This is a genomic window from Vibrio sp. R78045 (assembly GCF_042466085.1).
Classification (GTDB): domain Bacteria; phylum Pseudomonadota; class Gammaproteobacteria; order Enterobacterales; family Vibrionaceae; genus Vibrio; species Vibrio cyclitrophicus.
The window spans coordinates 21209-39230 of sequence record NZ_JAXHBS010000018.1 but is presented as its reverse complement, the minus strand read 5'-3'; the positions used below and the strand labels follow the sequence as shown (position 1 = coordinate 39230).

Genomic DNA, 18022 nt, shown 5'->3' with positions numbered 1-18022 from the left:
AACCTCTGTTACGGTACATATAAATTTAACTAAAAGTGCAGCCATTGAGCTGCATTTTTATTGTTTGAAACAAATATGGTTTAGGACAATCTCATTTTGCTTTAAACTGCCCGCATTAACGCTATAAATCGAGATACCCTTTTGCACGCTAACGTATATATCCCAGAAGAATTCCTAACTCACATTAAAGGCATTATGCCAAGCCACTTAGACATGGCTTCTTTTATCGCATCTTGTCAAAAGCCACTTCGTAAAAGTATTCGAGTAAACACACTAAAAATCAGTGTCGAAGACTTTCTCGTACGTGCGAAAGATAAAGGTTGGGAACTGGAACCTGTGCCGTGGTGTGAAACGGGATTTTGGATCACCGCTAATGAAAGCGAGGCGCCTTTAGGCAATACAGCTGAACACATGTCTGGCTTATTTTATATCCAAGAAGCCAGCTCTATGATGCCACCTTCTGCATTGTTTCAAGGCGAAGAAGACTATCAAGCCGTGTTAGATACAGCAGCTGCACCCGGCTCTAAAACAACGCAAATCGCGGCGCTAATGAATAATCGCGGCGTACTGGTTGCCAATGAGTACGCTGCAAGCCGAGTGAAAGTACTTCACGCTAACATCGAGCGTTGTGGCGTTCGCAATACAGCGCTGAGCAATTTTGATGGACGTGTATTCGGCGGCTGGTTACCAGAACAGTTTGATGCCGTATTACTAGACGCCCCCTGCTCTGGTGAAGGTACGATTCGTAAAGACGCGGATGCCATGAAAAACTGGACGTATCAATCAGTGGTCGATATTGCTAATACCCAGAAAGACCTGATTGAAAGTGCGTTCCACGCGCTAAAGCCTAACGGCGTATTAGTTTACTCGACTTGCACATTAAGCACAGAAGAAAACCAACAAGTATGTCATCACCTAAAAGAGACTTTTGGTGACGCAGTAGAATTTGAATCTCTTGAATCACTATTCGACAACGCAAAAGCAACCACGACGGAAGAAGGCTTTCTTCATATATTCCCACAGGTGTATGACTCTGAAGGTTTCTTTGTCGCACGCATCCGTAAACTGGCATCTGTTACTCCACCAGAAGTTAAAAAACGCCTGGGTAAATTCCCATTTGAAAAAGCGTCAAAGAAAGTTCAACAAGAAGTCGCTGAACAACTGATGAACACGCTTGATATAGAATTACCAACTGATACTCAAGTATGGATTCGCGATAAAGACGTTTGGTTGTTCCCTGAAGCATTAGAGCCAATGATTGGTGAGTTCCGCTTCTCTCGTATGGGCATCAAGATCGCTGAAACTCATAAAAAAGGCTACCGATGGCAACACCAGGTGGCGACAACACTGGCTACAGGCAACGAAACTAATATTGTAGAGCTATGTATTGAAGACGCTCGAGAATGGTTTATGGGGCGCGATGTACGTCCTGAAGGCCTATCGGGCAAAGGAGAAGTATTGGTGAAGTATAACGGCGCAATCATAGGCCTTGGAAAGTGGGTAGGTAACCGAGTTAAAAATGGCTTACCAAGAGAGCTGGTACGCGATAAAAATCTTTTCTAATCCTACAATTAAAGGCACCGCCGTCTTTTATGCGCAAAAAACAAAAAGCCCAAACAACGTGAGTTGTTTGGGCTTTTTCTATTTCACTTGAGAAACTATTAACTGTTTTATAGCAACAGTGCGATTAGCGCAAATTAAAACATTGTCAAATCAACGTTTAATTACATAACCATCAATTCAAGTCACTATTTGTGTGATGAAAAATCGCATAATGGAGAATTTAAACTAGACTTTGCTCGATTAGACACAGAACTACAACGATTAGCGTAGGCTCTTCGGAGCCCTTTCCCCTAAGCCCAAACAGGAAGGTTTGGGCTTTTTTTACCTATAGTTTCGCTTATTCAGCTAAACGGATGCCTTCTTTATCGATAGCAATCTTGCCTGACTTGTACAAACCGCCGATCGTCTTTTTGAATGTGCCTTTACTGGTTCTGAATGCAGAGAAAATCGCTTCAGGTGAAGACTTGTCATTCAAAGGCAAGAAGCCACCTTTCTTCTCAAGCAAATCCAAAATCTTAGTGCTTAGATCATCCATCTTGGCCACACCGATTTTTTGAAGAGACAGATCGATTTTTCCGTCTTCTTCACGAACGTTCTTGATGTAGCCTTTCAACGTTTTACCAATGAACAACTTACCGATGATATCTGATGGGAAGATCATGCCCCAGTGTTCACCGTTCACGATCGCTTTGTAACCAAGTTGGCTGCGCTCAGCGATGATAAGATCTACTTGCTCATTTTGCTTATAAGTCGCAGGCGTGTTGTCTAACCACTTGTTAAACTTCGTTGTACCAACAATGCGGCTAGATGCTTTATCAATATACACATATACTAAGATTGATTGACCTTCGTTTAAACGTCCGCGCTGCTCGCTGAAAGGAACCAGTAGATCTTTCCCTTTCACGCCCCAGCTCATAAATGCACCGGTACTGTTTACACCTTCAACCGTCATTAGGCCAAACTGCCCTACTTGAGCTATGGGTTTTTCAGTGGTTGCTGCGATCTGGTTGTCAGAATCAATGTATAAGAAAACATCTAACTTTTGACCAATTTCAACACCTTCAGGAGTAAACCGTTTCGGAAGCAACACAGTTCCATAGTCGCTAGCGTCAAGGAATACACCGAAGTCTGCTTGTTTTACTACTTCTAAATTGTTTATTTGACCAATATTAATCATCAAGATTGTCTCTACTTTAAATTTGGCGGTGATTATACGTGATCTCTGATATGCTTTCGCTAGTTTCATTCATATTTTTACATTCTAGGAGACATCGTTGATCACCGTTGATAAACAAGATGCGATAACACTTAAAATTAACCATGCGATGGCAAAAACAAAAAAGCTCGACATGGACGTTTATCTATTCATTCCCGGTGAACTCGGGCTGACGCCTGAAGTGCTTTCTGAAAGTGCATTTTTTTATAGCTCGATTACACAAAACCGTGCCTACTATAGTGATAAAACACTGTTACCACTCGTACACAGTCGTTTGGCAAAACGTGGACGCTTATCAACGACTCAATATCGTGTGAGTTTGAGTTTGTTCGCATATCAATACGTTATTGCTTTAGATAAAGCCGTGAGCAGCTTAAACAAGACAGATAGTGACGACGTAACGGCTGATGAGGTCGACGAAGTCATTGAGCTTGCGTTAGATATCTTGAAAAAGCTCCGCCGAAGCATTCCTTATGAAGAAAACCTCAAACGCTACTACGCAAACATTGATAACTACCTTTCTTGGTACACAGAGCAAAAGTTCTTGTCACTGGTCTCACATATGCCACGTGGCAGTGAATATTCAACCATCAAAGAACGCCTTTTAATACTATGCGAAAAAGAGACGGCTCACCGGAAGCTCAATCGCTACAACTCCACGAGAGTTCGAGAAGACGTCACTCGTTTGAGCAACAAGATGCGTTTATTGCGCCGCTTGATTGAACACCCTATCGTGCTCAAAGAAAAGACCACCTCGATGGGAAAAAACGTAAAGCGTGCAGTTAAAGGTATCGCTACCGGTTTGGTGATGGTGGTCGTGACAACAACCGTTATATTAGCTCGTGATTTCTTGGGCGAGATTACCGCTTCTTTTATCGTTTCGATGTCATTTATCTATGCGTTGCGCGAGATCTTCAAAGATGACTTAAGAGATATCCTTTGGCGCTGGCTTCGTAAGGGCAAGCCAAAATGGAAACGTCGCTACTTTGATCCGACGACCAACAAATCAGTTGGCCACAAATTAGAATGGCTGGACTACGCGAGCTTTTCTAAGCTAGCTGATCGTATTCAGTCGATCCGTAAGAAGCGCGTGGTACAGCGTGAAGAACAAATTCTGCACTATCGTTCACATACAGAAATGTCTACCTCAACCTTCATGAGTGGTTACGAAGAGACTCGTGAAACGCTTTCTATCAGCTTGAGAGCTCTAACCCGTCTAATGGATAAAGGGTCGAACAAGGTTTATCGCTTGAACGAGGGGCAAGTGAGTCGTGAATCAGTAGAAAAGCGCCATCTACTCAACTTGATCATCAAAGAGAACAATCACGACAACGAACCAACATATTACCGTTGGAAAATCGTTATGAACCGTTCAAAAATTGTTGATATTGAAGAGATTAGCCAAGAATCGTAGAACGCCGCAGTATGTGGTAATCACATACTGCGATTTTGGTTTGTTATTGTTCGATATGAAATTTAACGCTTTGAAGGAACTTTTTTAATAGACAGTGTCAATTGAAACTCCGCCATGGGTTCATCACCATGTAAAGAAGGACAAGTCGCGATGATCGTTACGGTTTGATTAACACGTTCGCCAGTCGACATTGTTTCAGCCAGCATAGTATTGATGAGTTCACCGTCATTACATGTAAAATGCACATCAGCTTCAGGACGCTTTAAGAAGTTTCCCGTCACCTCTTTAAATGCTAACGATATTTTTTCCCCTTGCTGTTGGGATTTACTCATCGCAAGAAAGCCCCCGGCAACATCTGCGCCCACAGCTAATACACCAAAATACATACTATTTAAGTGATTCTTCGTTCGTCTTTTTAGGGGGATCTTAAGCTCGACATGCTTGTCATCAAGGGCGAGTAACTTCGGCCTGCATAACCAAATTAATGGCACTTTGAACATACCAAACATAGTTAAGTAGAGATTTGCTTTTTGTAGAGGGGTTAGCATCCGAGTCACCTAGCATAATTAGTCCTCTGACCAGTTAATAGACTCAAGATCAAAATGTCAAAAAAATGTTACAAAAAAGAGATATCATCGGCAATGATATCTCTTTCATTCTTAAAGCATTAGTGTTTCAAATCAAACTTATAAACGTTGCGAATTGAATTACGCGGTAATCACCGTTTCAACGCCTTCAAGATCTGCGATATAGCCTTGTAAACGAGGGTAATCAACCAAACCTTGAGTCACCAGCAATACAGGTTTCTTCGCGTGCAACGTTGCTTTAACGATCATATCCAATAGGGTAATAACGGCCTCATTTTGAGGGTCAAAAGCATGTTGTTGAGCTTCATTTTGTTTATCTACACCTAATGTAAAAGATGCCAAGCTATCAACATTAACCACTACACCATCAAAATAATGCAGTAATCGTTCACTCAACAATACCGCTGATGGTACATCGCAAGAGAACAGAACTTTCAAACCGTTGAGGCCACGTGGTAAGCCTTGCTCGGCAAGCAAATCGATAATCTTCGCGGCATCACTCAATGCGCGAACGTAAGGAACAACCACTTCAACGTTGATACCCTGCTCTCGCAATGTTTTGATCACCTGACACTCTAGCGCGAATGCCTTGCTGTATTCCTGTGTCGCGTAGCGAGCCACACCACGAACCCCAAGCGCTGGGTTAACTTCTTCTACTTCACAATGACCACCTAGCAATGAACGGAAGCCATAACTATCTGCGCTGCTCAAAGCAATCCGAACTTTAGTGTGACTAGGTTGAATTGCCGCTTGAATTGCCACGACAAGTGTAGATACAAAATGTTCATCGACAGTCTTATCACCAAGAATGGCATTTAACGAGGTTTTCTCTATATCAGAAAGAGTCTCTATATGACTTTCAATACTTGGGTGATAGAAAACACGGTCCATAACCAATTCAGATAATGAAACGTAGAGATGGTTGGAATTATTATTATCGTTATAAGAAGGCAGCACATCACCTAAGACAAGTTCTGGGTGCAAAGTGCTTTGATTTTCTTGAGTCATTGCTGCTCCAGCATTTTTATATTGTGTTCAAACGAAAATACCGATAGCTGCCTGTTAATACAAGTGAAAATCCCCTATTTGCCGCCGCGCTGCTGATAAAAATAAGAATATTAGCAATAACAGAGATAACTTTGACTTAAGAGAGTTTATTCCTCTGTTCAATTCCGTTATCTTAACCACTTCGCAATAGAATAAAAAAAGCTATCACATGCCATTAAAAACTGATGAGTTGAGAACCCAAGCTCTGGGTCCTATGCCAACTCCTGCCGAATTAGGCAATGCACACCCTATTACTGACGACGTTGCTGAGCGCATTAAAAATTCTCGCCGCCAAATCGAAGATATCCTAACGGGTCGTGATAACCGCTTGTTAGTTATCGTTGGCCCTTGCTCTGTACATGACACAGATGCAGCTCTTGATTACGCAGAGCGTCTAAGCCAAATTCAAGAACAGTATAAAGATGAACTGTTCGTCGTAATGAGAACCTACTTTGAGAAACCTCGTACTGTTGTAGGATGGAAAGGTTTGATCACCGATCCTAACCTTGACGGCTCGTATGCTCTTGAAACGGGCTTAAACAAGGCTCGTAAGCTTTTGCTAGACATCAATAAACTTGGCCTTGCTACTGCAACTGAGTTCCTTGATATGATCACTGGCCAATACATTGCAGACCTGATCACTTGGGGCGCGATTGGCGCTCGTACAACAGAATCTCAAATTCACCGTGAAATGGCTTCTGCACTGTCTTGCCCTGTTGGTTTCAAGAACGCAACTAATGGCAACATCAAGATTGCTATTGATGCTATTCGCGCTGCGCATGCTTCACACTACTTCTATTCTCCAGATAAGAATGGCCGCATGACAGTTTACCGTACTTCTGGTAACCCATACGGTCACGTAATTCTACGTGGTGGTGACAAAGGCCCGAACTTCGATGCTGAATCTGTCGATAACGCATGTAAGCAATTAGCTGAATTCGAACTTCCTCAACGCTTGGTTGTAGACTTTAGCCATGCTAACTGTCAGAAACAACACCGTAAGCAGTTAGACGTTGCACAAGATATTTGTGAACAGATAAAATCTAACAAGAATCAAATTGCAGGCATCATGGCGGAAAGCTTCATTGTTGAAGGCAACCAGCCAATGACAGACATCAATAACCTAGAATACGGCAAATCTATTACCGACCCATGCCTTAGCTGGGAAGATACTGCAACAATGCTCGACATGCTTGCAACGGCAATTAAAGATAGAAATTTAGCTTAAGGACACAACACAATGCCATCATTTGACATTATCTCTGAAGTAGAATCAGTAGAACTACGCAACGCTGTAGACAACGCTAACCGTGAACTATCGACTCGTTTCGATTTCCGTGGCGTAGAGGCTAGCTTTGATTACAAAGATGAATCAGTAAAACTGAGCGCTCAAGACGATTTTCAGCTAAAGCAGATGCGCGATATTCTTCGTAGCAACCTGACAAAGCGTAATGTTGATCCTAACGCGATGGAAGCAAAAGCCGCTGATCAAACAGGTCGAACTTGGCACCAAACGGTTATTTTTAAGCAAGGTATCGAAACGGATGTCGCTAAAAAAATCGTCAAGCTAATCAAAGACAATAAAGTGAAAGTTCAAGCCGCTATCCAAGGCGACAAAGTTCGAGTAACGGGCAAGAAGCGCGATGATCTGCAAGCGGTTATGGCCTTAGTTCGTAGTGCTGAGCTTGGTCAACCTTTCCAATTTGATAACTTCCGCGATTAATTATACTGACAATAAAGCGACGGCTTTAATCACCGATCGCGAATAGGCAGCACCGCAGAAGGTGATTTCGATACATAAACAATTATCGAAGATGCAATTGGAAAAAAGCCACTTCTTTTAGGGAAGTGGCTTTTTATTTGTCGGAGCATTTTTCCAGAACATCGACAGTCTATTTAGATTTTTCCGAAAAGCTCTTTCCTCAATCTAATACTCTCGCAGAAGACAGTTTCAGATCTTTACCTGCCAGTAAATTAAACTCTACGCTTGCTGGTGGAATGAAGACACACACTCTTAAGTTTTCCGCTCTTGCTTGCTCTAACTTGGTAGAAAGCTCACCACTGTTAGCATAGCTCTCCCTTTCCGCGTCTCGACGACACAAATCGACGAACTCGAATGGACAATCATTCGGAGCAAGAACAAGCTCCGCTTCTTGCATCAAACGTAAAGCTTTCATTGGTAACAGCTCAATATCTTGCTCGAACTCAATCCAAGTGACCTGTCCTTCATTGTCAATGCCTTCAGTCAACGCTTGTTGGTAATACGCTTCTAATTGCTCTCTGTCTGCCACCTGCTCTATAAAACTTGATGACAGAAACCGTTCCCAAAACTTACGACGCTCGTCGACAGTTGGGAATGACTCTTTGATCGAATTGCGTTTTGATGCACCAAAATCTGCGATCAACCCTATGTTTTGCGGAAGTATCGTTTCGAGTTTTTCTCTAATATTTCTCACTAAAACAGGTGATGCACCGCCGCTAGAGATCGCAATTTGGATTCTTCCGCGATTTATCATCGAAGGAGTAATGAAGTCACAATAAGGCAAATCATCGACCACATTGACTAAAATACCCAGTTTTTTCGCATCATTATGTACTTGATGGTTAAGACTTGGATTGTCTGTAGTCGCCCAAACTTGTAGATAATCTTTTGAGATAATTTGTGACGAGTAAAAGTTTTGTACCCAATGAAGTTTACTCTCGTCAACTAGCTGCTTTAAGTAAGGTGCAACCTTGGGAGACACCAAAGTCACATTAGCCCCTGCTCTTAATAAGCTATCTACTTTTCGGCAAGCAACCTCACCCCCACCAACCACTAGAATTGGCTTATTCTCTACATCCAAAAACATTGGGAAATAACGCATGTTCTTCCTTGAGACTACTTCAATAACTATTCAACCATGCTACCAAATTTGGAGCACATTAATAACTATCCAAGTGTAATAAAAATATTTATTCACCAAATTTCAACATTTCTTAAGTTTAATGTTTCATCATTGTGATGTTGATTCAGAATATTTATCTAGTCGATTATCAATATAAAAATCTAAATCTTGTTGCACCAACAGTGTGAACCGTTGCACTATTTACATTCACTTAACATTTGGTCATTCTAATTGTGTTCGGATTTGTGATTTCATTCAAAATTCTTTTTAAATTATACATTTGTGAAAGTACGGATCCTTTCCTAACCTTATAAACAGTTGCTTAAATCGCACACAGTTTCATTTGCAAAATGCAACAGGTTTGATTTGAGTAACAAGGTCATAGAAAACGCAACACATATAGAAAAACTCAAACGAGCACGAGTATCAGGTGTCACCTGGTTAACAAGGAAGGATACAAATGACAAATAAACTAACACTTCTTGCTTCAGTAGTAGCTGCATCAACTGCGATGATGGCAACATCAGCATCAGCGGCAGAAAGCACTCTGGACAAAGTCACATCTCAAGGCTTTCTAACTTGTGGTGTAAGTACAGGTCTTCCAGGGTTCTCTAACCCTAACTCAAAAGGTGAATGGGAAGGAATCGATGTTGAGTATTGTCAAGCGCTTGCAGCGGCTGTACTCGGTGACAAGACTAAAGTTAAGTATGTACCTCTAACAGCTAAAGAACGTTTTACTGCGCTTCAATCTGGCGAAATCGACGTACTATCTCGTAACACAACATGGACATTACATCGTGACACGGCTCTTGGTCTGAACTTCGTTGGCGTTAACTACTACGATGGTCAAGGCTTCATGGTTAAGAAAGATCTTGGTCTTACAAGTGCTCAAGAACTTGATGGCGCTTCAGTATGTGTTCAATCAGGTACAACGACTGAGCTTAACCTAGCCGATTACTTCCGTAACAGCGGCATGTCTTACAAGCCAGTGGTATTTGATACAGCAGCGCAGACATCTAAAGGTTTCGACGCGGGTCGTTGTGACGTTCTTACTACAGACCAATCTGGCTTGTATGCACTTCGCTTAAACCTAGCTGATCCTAAATCTGCACAAGTACTTCCTGAAATCATCTCTAAAGAGCCTCTAGGCCCTGTGGTTCGCCAAGATGATGACAAATGGTTTAACGTTGCTAAATGGACACTTTCAGCAATGATTAATGCGGAAGAGTACGGTATCTCTTCTAAAAACGCTGACGAAATGCTGAAGTCGAAAGATCCAAACATCAAACGTATTCTTGGTGTAGACGGTCCTAAAGGTAAAGGCCTTGGTATTCGTGATGATTGGGGTTACCAAGTAATTAAACAAGTTGGTAACTACGGTGAGAGTTTTGAACGTACTGTTGGTACAGGTTCTCCACTTCAAATTTCTCGTGGTGTAAATGCATTATGGAATGCGGGCGGCTTTATGTACGCTCCACCAATCCGTTAATAAATTTTCAAGCATCAACTAGGGCGGAGTTTTCCGCCCTATTTATTAAATGGATTTGAGGTTATAGTAGTATGAAACCTAATGAAACTATTTCTCCAGCTCAGACAAAGCCACAGCCCAAAAGTGCCAACCTGTTATACAACCCCACTTTTCGCTCAGTCATTTTTCAAATTATCGCTGTCGGAGCTCTTTGTGCCTTCTTTTACACGATTGTAAACAACGCACTCACTAACTTAGATTCCCGTGGTATTGCCACTGGTTTTGATTTTCTCTCCCAAGAAGCTGGTTTTGGTATTGGCTTAACACTCATCGAATACGACGAAACATTCTCATACGGTCGTACTTTCTTTATCGGTCTTCTCAATACCGCTTTAGTTTCAGTACTAGGCATCATGTTAGCCACAGTACTAGGCTTTAGTATGGGTATCGCTAGACTCTCTTCGAATTGGTTAGTTAGCCGATTTGCAGCTATCTACATTGAGATATTCCGAAATATCCCTCTTCTTCTACAAATCTTTTTCTGGTATTTCGCCGTTCTTCAAGCATTACCTTCCGCTCGTCAAAGTATGAGCCTCGGTGAAGCCATTTTCTTGAACGTGCGTGGTTTGTATTTTCCTGCGCCAGTATTAGAACAAGGCAGTAGCATTGTCATCGCTTCATTAATTGCCGGTGTTATCGCTACTTTTATCATCAATATTTGGGCTAAAAACAAACAGAAGTTAACTGGCCAACAAACACCTATGTTGCGTATTGCGGCAGCGTTAATTATTGGTTTACCACTGGTTACTTACTTCATTATGGGTATGCCTATCTCGGCAGATTACCCAGTATTGAAAGGGTTTAACTTCAAAGGTGGTATTAGCATTATCCCAGAGCTTGCTGCATTAATGCTTGCTTTAAGTATCTATACAGCGGCATTCATCGCGGAGATCGTGCGTTCAGGTATTAACGCGGTGAACCATGGGCAAACAGAGGCTGCAATGTCTCTAGGCATCCCTCGTTCAAGAACACTTAAGCTGGTAATTATTCCACAAGCCTTAAGAATCATTATCCCACCTCTAACCAGTCAATATTTGAACCTAACTAAAAACTCATCACTTGCGATGGCCATTGGTTACCCTGATCTTGTGTCCGTTTTTGCAGGAACAACGTTGAATCAAACTGGACAAGCTATTGAAGTAATTGCGATGACAATGGGCGTCTACTTAACCCTGAGCCTATTAACATCCGCTCTAATGAACATATACAACCGCAAAGTAGCGTTGGTGGAGAGATAAGATGAGTACACATCAATTTCAACCGGACCTTCCGCCTCCAGCGAACACCGTTGGACCTGTCGGTTGGTTACGAAAAAATCTATTTAATGGTCCAGTAAACAGCGTTGTTACTGTGGTTCTAGCCTACTTCGCTTTTACCCTTTTATGGTCTGTAGCAGACTGGGCATTCCTAAGTGCAGATTGGATAGGAACAACACGAGATGCCTGTACTAGTGACGGCGCTTGTTGGGTTTTCATTAGCGTTCGTTGGGATCAGTTCATGTATGGCTTCTACCCTGAAGCCGAGCTGTGGCGACCTCGCCTTTTCTACGCAACGTTAGCTTTTTTTGTCGCGATATTAGCTTACGAGAAAACACCTAAGCGTACGTGGATTTGGTTATTTTTTGTAAACATCTACCCTTTCTTGATTGCTGGTCTTCTTTACGGCGGTATCTTCGGATTGGAAGTGGTTGATACACACAAATGGGGCGGATTACTGGTTACACTGATCATTGCTCTTGTCGGTATTGTTGTATCGCTGCCTATTGGTGTCGCGTTGGCTCTGGGTCGTCGTTCAGAGATGCCAATCATCCGCAGTATGTGTACCGTTTACATTGAGATCTGGCGTGGCGTTCCGCTTATTACGGTTCTGTTCATGGCATCAGTAATGCTTCCACTCTTCTTATCTGAGGGAACAGAAACCGACAAACTGATCAGAGCACTTGTAGGTGTGGTGTTATTCAGTGCCGCTTATATGGCAGAAGTAATTCGAGGTGGTTTACAAGCAATACCAAAAGGCCAATACGAAGCCGCGGATGCACTGGGATTAAGCTACTGGAAAAAGACCGGGCTTATCATTCTACCTCAAGCCTTAAAAATCACGATTCCTTCAATTGTGAACACCTTCATTGGTTTATTCAAAGATACCAGTCTTGTATTGATTATCGGTATGTTTGATGTTTTGGGAATTGGCCAAGCCGCGAATACCGACCCTGAATGGCTAGGGTATTCAACAGAAAGCTATGTATTTGTCGCGTTAGTGTTCTGGGTATTTTGTTTTGGCATGTCGAGATATTCGATATGGCTAGAAAACAAACTTCACACCGGTCACAAACGATAATTAACAAGATCAAGGACGTATTATGACGCAGCAAACAGAAAACAACTCTCAAGGTCTTATGATTGAGTTGAAAGACATGAACAAGTGGTACGGTGAGTTTCACGTACTAAAGAACATTAACCTTGAAGTTAAAAAAGGTGAGAAAATCGTTATCTGTGGCCCTTCTGGCTCAGGTAAATCAACGATGATTCGTTGTATCAACCGATTGGAAGAGCACCAAAAAGGCGATATCTTCGTTTCAGGTAATGAGCTGACTGAAGACTTAAAAAACATTGAAGCCGTGCGCAGAGATGTCGGCATGTGTTTCCAACACTTCAACCTATTCCCTCACCTAACGGTTTTGGAAAATTGCACGCTCGCTCCTATTTGGGTGAAAAAGATGCCTAAGGAAGAAGCTGAAGCGATTGCAATGAAATACCTAGAGCGCGTAAAAATCCCTGAGCAAGCAGACAAATTCCCAGGTCAGCTTTCAGGTGGTCAGCAGCAACGTGTGGCGATCGCTCGTTCTCTATGTATGAATCCTCAAGTTATGCTTTTTGATGAACCAACGTCGGCACTCGATCCAGAAATGGTTCGCGAAGTGCTAGATGTAATGGTCGAGCTAGCTGAAGAAGGCATGACCATGCTATGTGTAACGCACGAGATGGGTTTTGCTAAAGAAGTCGCCGATAGAGTAATCTTCATGGATGCAGGTGAGATTATTGAAGAAAACAATCCTGTCGATTTCTTTGAAAACCCACAATCAGATAGAACACAAAACTTCTTGAGCCAAATTCTGCACCATTAATGTGCTATGATGCATAAACTAAAGAGGCGGCTTCGGTCGCCTCTTTGTGATTCAAGGTCAAGACAAAGAACGGCATTCAATATCATTGAAAATTAGAATATCGATCTAATGCAACGTTTTATTCCCCATTAAGAAATAATTTGTTACATCTTCAGAAACACTTAACCTACTATTTTGATTATTATTTTAGGTATACAAGATGAATGAAAGACTTGATTTTTCGAACTTTCACCCCCATAAATGTACTAATAACTATTGAAGTCACCTTACGAGGAAGATTATGAACAGCCCTATGTTTTCACGCACAGCATCTCAAGAAAGTGCTCTGCAAACCAATAAAGTATTGCGTAATACTTACGCACTACTGTCTATGACACTACTTTGGTCTGCTGTTGTAGCAGGCGTATCTATGGCGATGAACCTTCCTCGTCCTGGTCTTATTATCATGCTAGTTGGTTTCTACGGCCTACTTTTCTTGACTGAAAAGAACCGTGACAACAGCATGGGTCTAGTCTTCACATTCCTGTTTACAGGTTTCTTAGGCTATACCATCGGTCCAATCTTAAACATGTATGTTGGTGCAGGTATGGGTGATGTCATCCTTACGGCACTAGGTGGTACGGCATTGGCATTCATGGGAGCGTCAGCTTACGCTCTTACAACAAAGCGCGACCTTTCATTCCTTAACGGTATGTTAATGGCCGGTTTCGTTGTACTGCTAGTCGGTATGGTTGCAAACATCTTCCTACAAATGCCTCTACTATCTTTGGCAATGAGCGGTATGTTCATCCTATTCTCTACTGGTGTTATCTTGCTAACAACGCAAAGCATCATACGTGGTGGCGAAACGAACTACATCTCAGCAACGATCAGCTTGTATGTTTCTATCTACAACATCTTCATCAGCCTATTAAGCATCTTAGGCATTATGAACAGCAACGACTAATTACCTAGCGTTGAAAACTTAAGCCCAAGAGACTATCTCTTGGGCTTTTTTATACCTGTAAGTACAATATTTTTCTAGATGACTACAATATCTATTGAGTAAGGTAAACTGGGTCATGTACCCTATTCTTATAGTATAATTTGATTCTGGACTAAACATGTTTGAATATAACGGTAAGCAAATCGAAACCGACGCTCAAGGCTACCTATTGGACTACACACAATGGGAAGAAGGCATGATCGAAATTCTTGCTCAAGATGAAGCTATTGAACTGACTGATGCACATTTGGAAGTCGTACATTTTGTAAGAAGCTTTTACGAAGAATTCAAGACTTCTCCAGCCGTTCGTATGCTTGTGAAGGCGATGGAAAAAGCTCACGGCCCAGAGAAAGGTAACAGCAAATACCTTTTCAAGTTATTCAAGAAAGGTCCTGCGAAGCAAGCAACCAAACTTGCCGGTTTACCTAAACCAGCAAAGTGCCTGTAAAAGACTAGCTGTTTAAGGTAACCCTCAATATCAATACTGTAGTGCGTTAACTACAGTATTTTGAATTCGCCAACACGTACCACTCTAAGATCTGCTTCTGTAACATCATATTTGACAACATGGTCGACTGTCGCACTAGCAGGTCCTATTTGTAACCAAGCGTACAACTTATTAATCTGCTCCATCTCTCCGACAGCTAACACTTCAACTCGCCCATCATTCAAATTCATGGCGTATCCTGAAATATCCAAAGCTTGTGCTTGTCTACTGGTGTGATAGCGAAAACCAACACATTGAACGACGCCCGACACGACAAATATACATTGTGAATTTTTCATAACGTTGCCTCATAAATTATATGAATGATATAGTTGCTATTCTATTCATTCACCGCTTATTGGTGGACTTACTTCGAGTATAACGATTATGAAAGAAATCCCATTTCGTTGGATTGACAAATATCTCATTCACCTAAAAATCCAAGAAAAGTTCTATCTACTCTTCTTATTGCCTCTTCTCGCCCTAGTGATATTAACTCTCGTTTTAGATAGCGCAGCGGACTCTTTACTTGCCCACCTTTATCAAGAAGAAATGCTCTTGATGAAAGGCCTTATCGAAGCAGGCCAACTCACTAAAGATCAAGTCGCTCAGCTTGTTAGTCATTCTGAAAGCATTTCTCTAGGCTATGGTACGGGATCCGTTTCAGTGATGAACGGCGCGTTCAGTTTAGTCGCAAACCATGATCAAAACCTATGGTCGGCTTTATCTACAAAGCAAGTTTCTATCATTGCGGTTACTCTGACCTTAATTGCGCTTGGCGTTTATTACATCATGACTTTCATTGGCGGAGCGATGTTCTCCATGAACAAAGCATTGAACACTCTCGCCAATGGTGATTTAACTTGCCGTATGAACTACTTCTTAGTTCGTGATGAGTTCAGCGAAATTGCGATCACTATTGATAAGGTTGCCGAACGTGAGCAAAATATGGTTCTATCAATCCAAGAGTCTGTCGCACTCATGCAACAGATCAGTTCGGATTTGAATCAGTCAACACAACAAAGCTCAGATATTTCAGGTAATCAACAAGAACACCTGAATAGTTTGGCAAGTGCGACGGAACAAATGGCGGCGACAATTCGTGAAGTCGCTACCCTTGCTCATGAGTCTAGCTCACAAACGATGGACGCTCGCGGCGTGGCCCAGAGCGGTCAAGTAAAAGTTTCAAACACATTGGAGTCTATCTCTAACCTATCTCAAGAGATCCAATCCGCTTCACAAGCAGTAGAAGAGCTTGATGCCAACGCGGCGCAGATCGATGAGGTGGTCGCAACCATCAATGGCATTTCAGAGCAGACCAATCTACTCGCATTGAACGCGGCTATCGAAGCCGCTCGTGCCGGCGAGCAAGGTCGTGGATTCGCTGTTGTTGCCGATGAAGTTCGTGCCCTTGCAGGTCGTACTCAACAAGCAACTGTTGAAATCCAAAGCATGATTGAATCATTACAACGTAACAGCCAATCACTAACCAAACTGATGGAAATAACGGTAAACAACGCTAATGAAGGCCAGACACTGATGTCAGAAGTGAATGTCGAGATCGGCTCTTTAGCAGAAAAGAATCAATCTATCTCAGACAGTAGTACTCAGATTGCTACAGCCGCGGAAGAGCAAGGTGTTGTTGCAGATAACATAGCTCAAAGTGTTGAGGAGATTCGTCATCAGTCAGATAGCATCTGTGAAATGATCAGTAAGAGCAATTCCAATGTTGACCAACTTCGTAAACAAAGTGATACGATGGAAGGTTTGCTGACAGGTCTCAAAGCTTAATACTTATATCTAGCCAGTATGTGCTGATTAATCATTACTAGGGCTGCTTGTGCAGCCCTTTCTTATTTGCTTTTCAACTGTACTTCCTCGACAATACCCCTCCTTCAAATTCAACAAACAGAGTAAATTATGACTCCTTCAATTCATCTAGCTAAAGGCCGTGACAAATCACTACGCCGTAAACACCCATGGGTATTTTCACGCGGTATCGATAAAGTCGAAGGCGAGCCAAAATCAGGTGAAACTGTAGACGTATACACTCAAAATGGTCAGTGGCTTGCAAAAGCGGCTTACTCACCGGAATCTCAAATTCGAGCTCGTGTTTGGACATTTGAAAAAGAAGAAATCAATAAAGCATTCTTCGTAAAACGAATTCAAGACGCGCAATCTTTGCGTGAAGATATCATTGAACGTGATGGTCTAACTGGCTACCGCCTTACTGCAGCAGAGTCTGATGGCCTTCCCGGTATCACAATCGACAAATATCAAGATTTCCTTGTATGCCAATTACTTAGCGCCGGAGCTGAGTTTAATAAGAACATACTTGTTGAAGCTTTAATTGAATGTTTCCCTGACTGCAATATTTATGAGCGTTCTGACGTAGCAGTCCGTAAAAAAGAAGGCTTAGAACAAGTTGTTGGCGTACTTCACGGTGAAGAACCACCTAAATCAGTGGTCATTGAAGAAAACGGTGTGAAAATCAGCGTAAACATTATCGAAGGCCATAAAACGGGCTTCTATATGGACCAACGTGATAGCCGTAAAGAATCGATGAAATACGTTAAAGGCAAAGATGTCCTTAACTGTTTCTCGTACACAGGTGGTTTTGGTCTGTATGCCCTTAAAGGTGATGCTAAGCGTGTAATCAATGCAGACGTTTCTCAATTAGCTCTTGATACAGCTAAGTTCAACGCTGAGCTGAATGAGTTCGACATCTCGAAAAAGCGTGCAGTATTCCTAAACGCAGACGTATTCAAACTACTTCGCGAATACCGAGACCAAGGCACGAAGTTCGACGTAGTGATCATGGATCCACCAAAATTCGTTTCAAGTAAGAACAACCTGACATCTGGCGCGAACGGCTATAAAGACGTTAACATGCTTGCGATGCAAATACTGAAACCAGGTGGCACTCTACTCACCTATTCTTGTTCAGGCTTAATGGGCGCTGACTTATTCCAAAAAATCATTGCTGATGCGGCACTAGACGCAGGCAGAACCGTAAAATTTGTCGAGCGCTTCGAGCAAGCAGCCGATCATTTAACAGATACAGCTTATCCAGAAGGTTTCTACCTAAAAGGTTTTGCTTGTAAGGTGCTTTAATCTTAGTGCTTTAGAATCTAGCTTTTATAGCAAACAAGATCTATTAAAAAAGGGCCTTTCGGCCCTTTTTGT

At 42.1% G+C, this 18022-nt stretch carries 17 protein-coding genes; 12 read left to right on the top strand and 5 right to left on the bottom strand.

Annotated elements, in window-relative coordinates:
* The first annotated feature begins 141 nt into the window (after positions 1-141).
* Positions 142-1563, top strand: coding sequence for a 16S rRNA (cytosine(1407)-C(5))-methyltransferase RsmF (rsmF, locus tag SJY39_RS21820; RefSeq protein WP_016783659.1), 1422 nt, complete (start codon positions 142-144; stop codon positions 1561-1563).
* 337 nt (positions 1564-1900) lie between these two features.
* On the opposite strand, the gene SJY39_RS21815 is transcribed toward rsmF, so the two are convergent.
* Positions 1901-2809 carry a S1 RNA-binding domain-containing protein gene (locus SJY39_RS21815; protein WP_016767702.1) on the bottom strand — a complete coding sequence of 303 codons (909 nt, stop codon included), beginning with the start codon at positions 2807-2809 and terminating at the stop codon, positions 1901-1903.
* A 28-nt stretch (positions 2810-2837) separates the two neighbouring features.
* Here SJY39_RS21815 and SJY39_RS21810 point away from each other — a divergent pair, with 28 nt between their 5' ends.
* Positions 2838-4193 carry a hypothetical protein gene (locus tag SJY39_RS21810; RefSeq protein ID WP_010440743.1) on the top strand — a complete coding sequence of 452 codons (1356 nt, stop codon included), beginning with the start codon at positions 2838-2840 and terminating at the stop codon, positions 4191-4193.
* 62 nt (positions 4194-4255) lie between these two features.
* On the opposite strand, the gene SJY39_RS21805 is transcribed toward SJY39_RS21810, so the two are convergent.
* Positions 4256-4741, bottom strand: a complete 486-nt coding sequence (locus SJY39_RS21805) for a PaaI family thioesterase (protein WP_010440741.1) — start codon at positions 4739-4741, stop codon at positions 4256-4258.
* Between the two features lie 159 nt (positions 4742-4900).
* The gene (locus SJY39_RS21800) at positions 4901-5788 is read right to left on the bottom strand and encodes a putative PEP-binding protein (protein ID WP_010440739.1); all 888 of its coding nucleotides are present in this window, start codon (positions 5786-5788) and stop codon (positions 4901-4903) included.
* 208 nt (positions 5789-5996) lie between these two features.
* Between SJY39_RS21800 and SJY39_RS21795 the strand changes: the two genes are divergently transcribed.
* Complete coding sequence (locus SJY39_RS21795; RefSeq protein WP_010440737.1) at positions 5997-7055, top strand: 3-deoxy-7-phosphoheptulonate synthase; 1059 nt, start codon at positions 5997-5999, stop codon at positions 7053-7055.
* A gap of 12 nt (positions 7056-7067) precedes the next feature.
* Complete coding sequence (locus SJY39_RS21790) at positions 7068-7550, top strand: YajQ family cyclic di-GMP-binding protein (RefSeq protein ID WP_010440735.1); 483 nt, start codon at positions 7068-7070, stop codon at positions 7548-7550.
* Positions 7551-7749: 199 nt separating this feature from the next.
* Here the strand turns inward: SJY39_RS21790 and SJY39_RS21785 are convergent, their stop codons facing one another.
* Positions 7750-8691 (bottom strand): bifunctional precorrin-2 dehydrogenase/sirohydrochlorin ferrochelatase, encoded by a 942-nt coding sequence (locus SJY39_RS21785; protein ID WP_010440733.1) that lies wholly within the window; start codon positions 8689-8691, stop codon positions 7750-7752.
* A gap of 481 nt (positions 8692-9172) precedes the next feature.
* On the opposite strand from SJY39_RS21785, the gene SJY39_RS21780 reads away from it, so the two are divergent.
* The 6 genes from SJY39_RS21780 (at position 9173) to SJY39_RS21755 (ending at position 14797) form a co-directional block, all read left to right on the top strand.
* Positions 9173-10201, top strand: a complete 1029-nt coding sequence (locus SJY39_RS21780) for an amino acid ABC transporter substrate-binding protein (RefSeq protein ID WP_010440731.1) — start codon at positions 9173-9175, stop codon at positions 10199-10201.
* 71 nt (positions 10202-10272) lie between these two features.
* Positions 10273-11478, top strand: a complete 1206-nt coding sequence (locus SJY39_RS21775) for an amino acid ABC transporter permease (RefSeq protein ID WP_010440729.1) — start codon at positions 10273-10275, stop codon at positions 11476-11478.
* Between the two features lies 1 nt (position 11479).
* Positions 11480-12577 (top strand): amino acid ABC transporter permease, encoded by a 1098-nt coding sequence (locus SJY39_RS21770; protein WP_016793365.1) that lies wholly within the window; start codon positions 11480-11482, stop codon positions 12575-12577.
* Positions 12578-12599: 22 nt separating this feature from the next.
* Positions 12600-13364 (top strand): amino acid ABC transporter ATP-binding protein, encoded by a 765-nt coding sequence (locus SJY39_RS21765; protein ID WP_010440725.1) that lies wholly within the window; start codon positions 12600-12602, stop codon positions 13362-13364.
* 280 nt (positions 13365-13644) lie between these two features.
* Positions 13645-14310, top strand: a complete 666-nt coding sequence (locus SJY39_RS21760) for a Bax inhibitor-1/YccA family protein (protein WP_016767698.1) — start codon at positions 13645-13647, stop codon at positions 14308-14310.
* Between the two features lie 157 nt (positions 14311-14467).
* Positions 14468-14797 (top strand): TusE/DsrC/DsvC family sulfur relay protein, encoded by a 330-nt coding sequence (locus SJY39_RS21755; protein ID WP_004733621.1) that lies wholly within the window; start codon positions 14468-14470, stop codon positions 14795-14797.
* Positions 14798-14847: 50 nt separating this feature from the next.
* Here the strand turns inward: SJY39_RS21755 and yccX are convergent, their stop codons facing one another.
* Positions 14848-15135: an acylphosphatase gene (gene yccX, locus SJY39_RS21750; RefSeq protein ID WP_010440721.1), complete on the bottom strand. Its 288-nt coding sequence runs from the start codon at positions 15133-15135 to the stop codon at positions 14848-14850.
* 88 nt (positions 15136-15223) lie between these two features.
* Here yccX and SJY39_RS21745 point away from each other — a divergent pair, with 88 nt between their 5' ends.
* Both SJY39_RS21745 and SJY39_RS21740 read left to right on the top strand, forming a co-directional pair.
* Positions 15224-16627: a methyl-accepting chemotaxis protein gene (locus SJY39_RS21745; RefSeq protein ID WP_016788269.1), complete on the top strand. Its 1404-nt coding sequence runs from the start codon at positions 15224-15226 to the stop codon at positions 16625-16627.
* A gap of 129 nt (positions 16628-16756) precedes the next feature.
* The gene (locus SJY39_RS21740) at positions 16757-17950 is read left to right on the top strand and encodes a class I SAM-dependent methyltransferase (RefSeq protein WP_010440717.1); all 1194 of its coding nucleotides are present in this window, start codon (positions 16757-16759) and stop codon (positions 17948-17950) included.
* Positions 17951-18022: the final 72 nt, after the last annotated feature.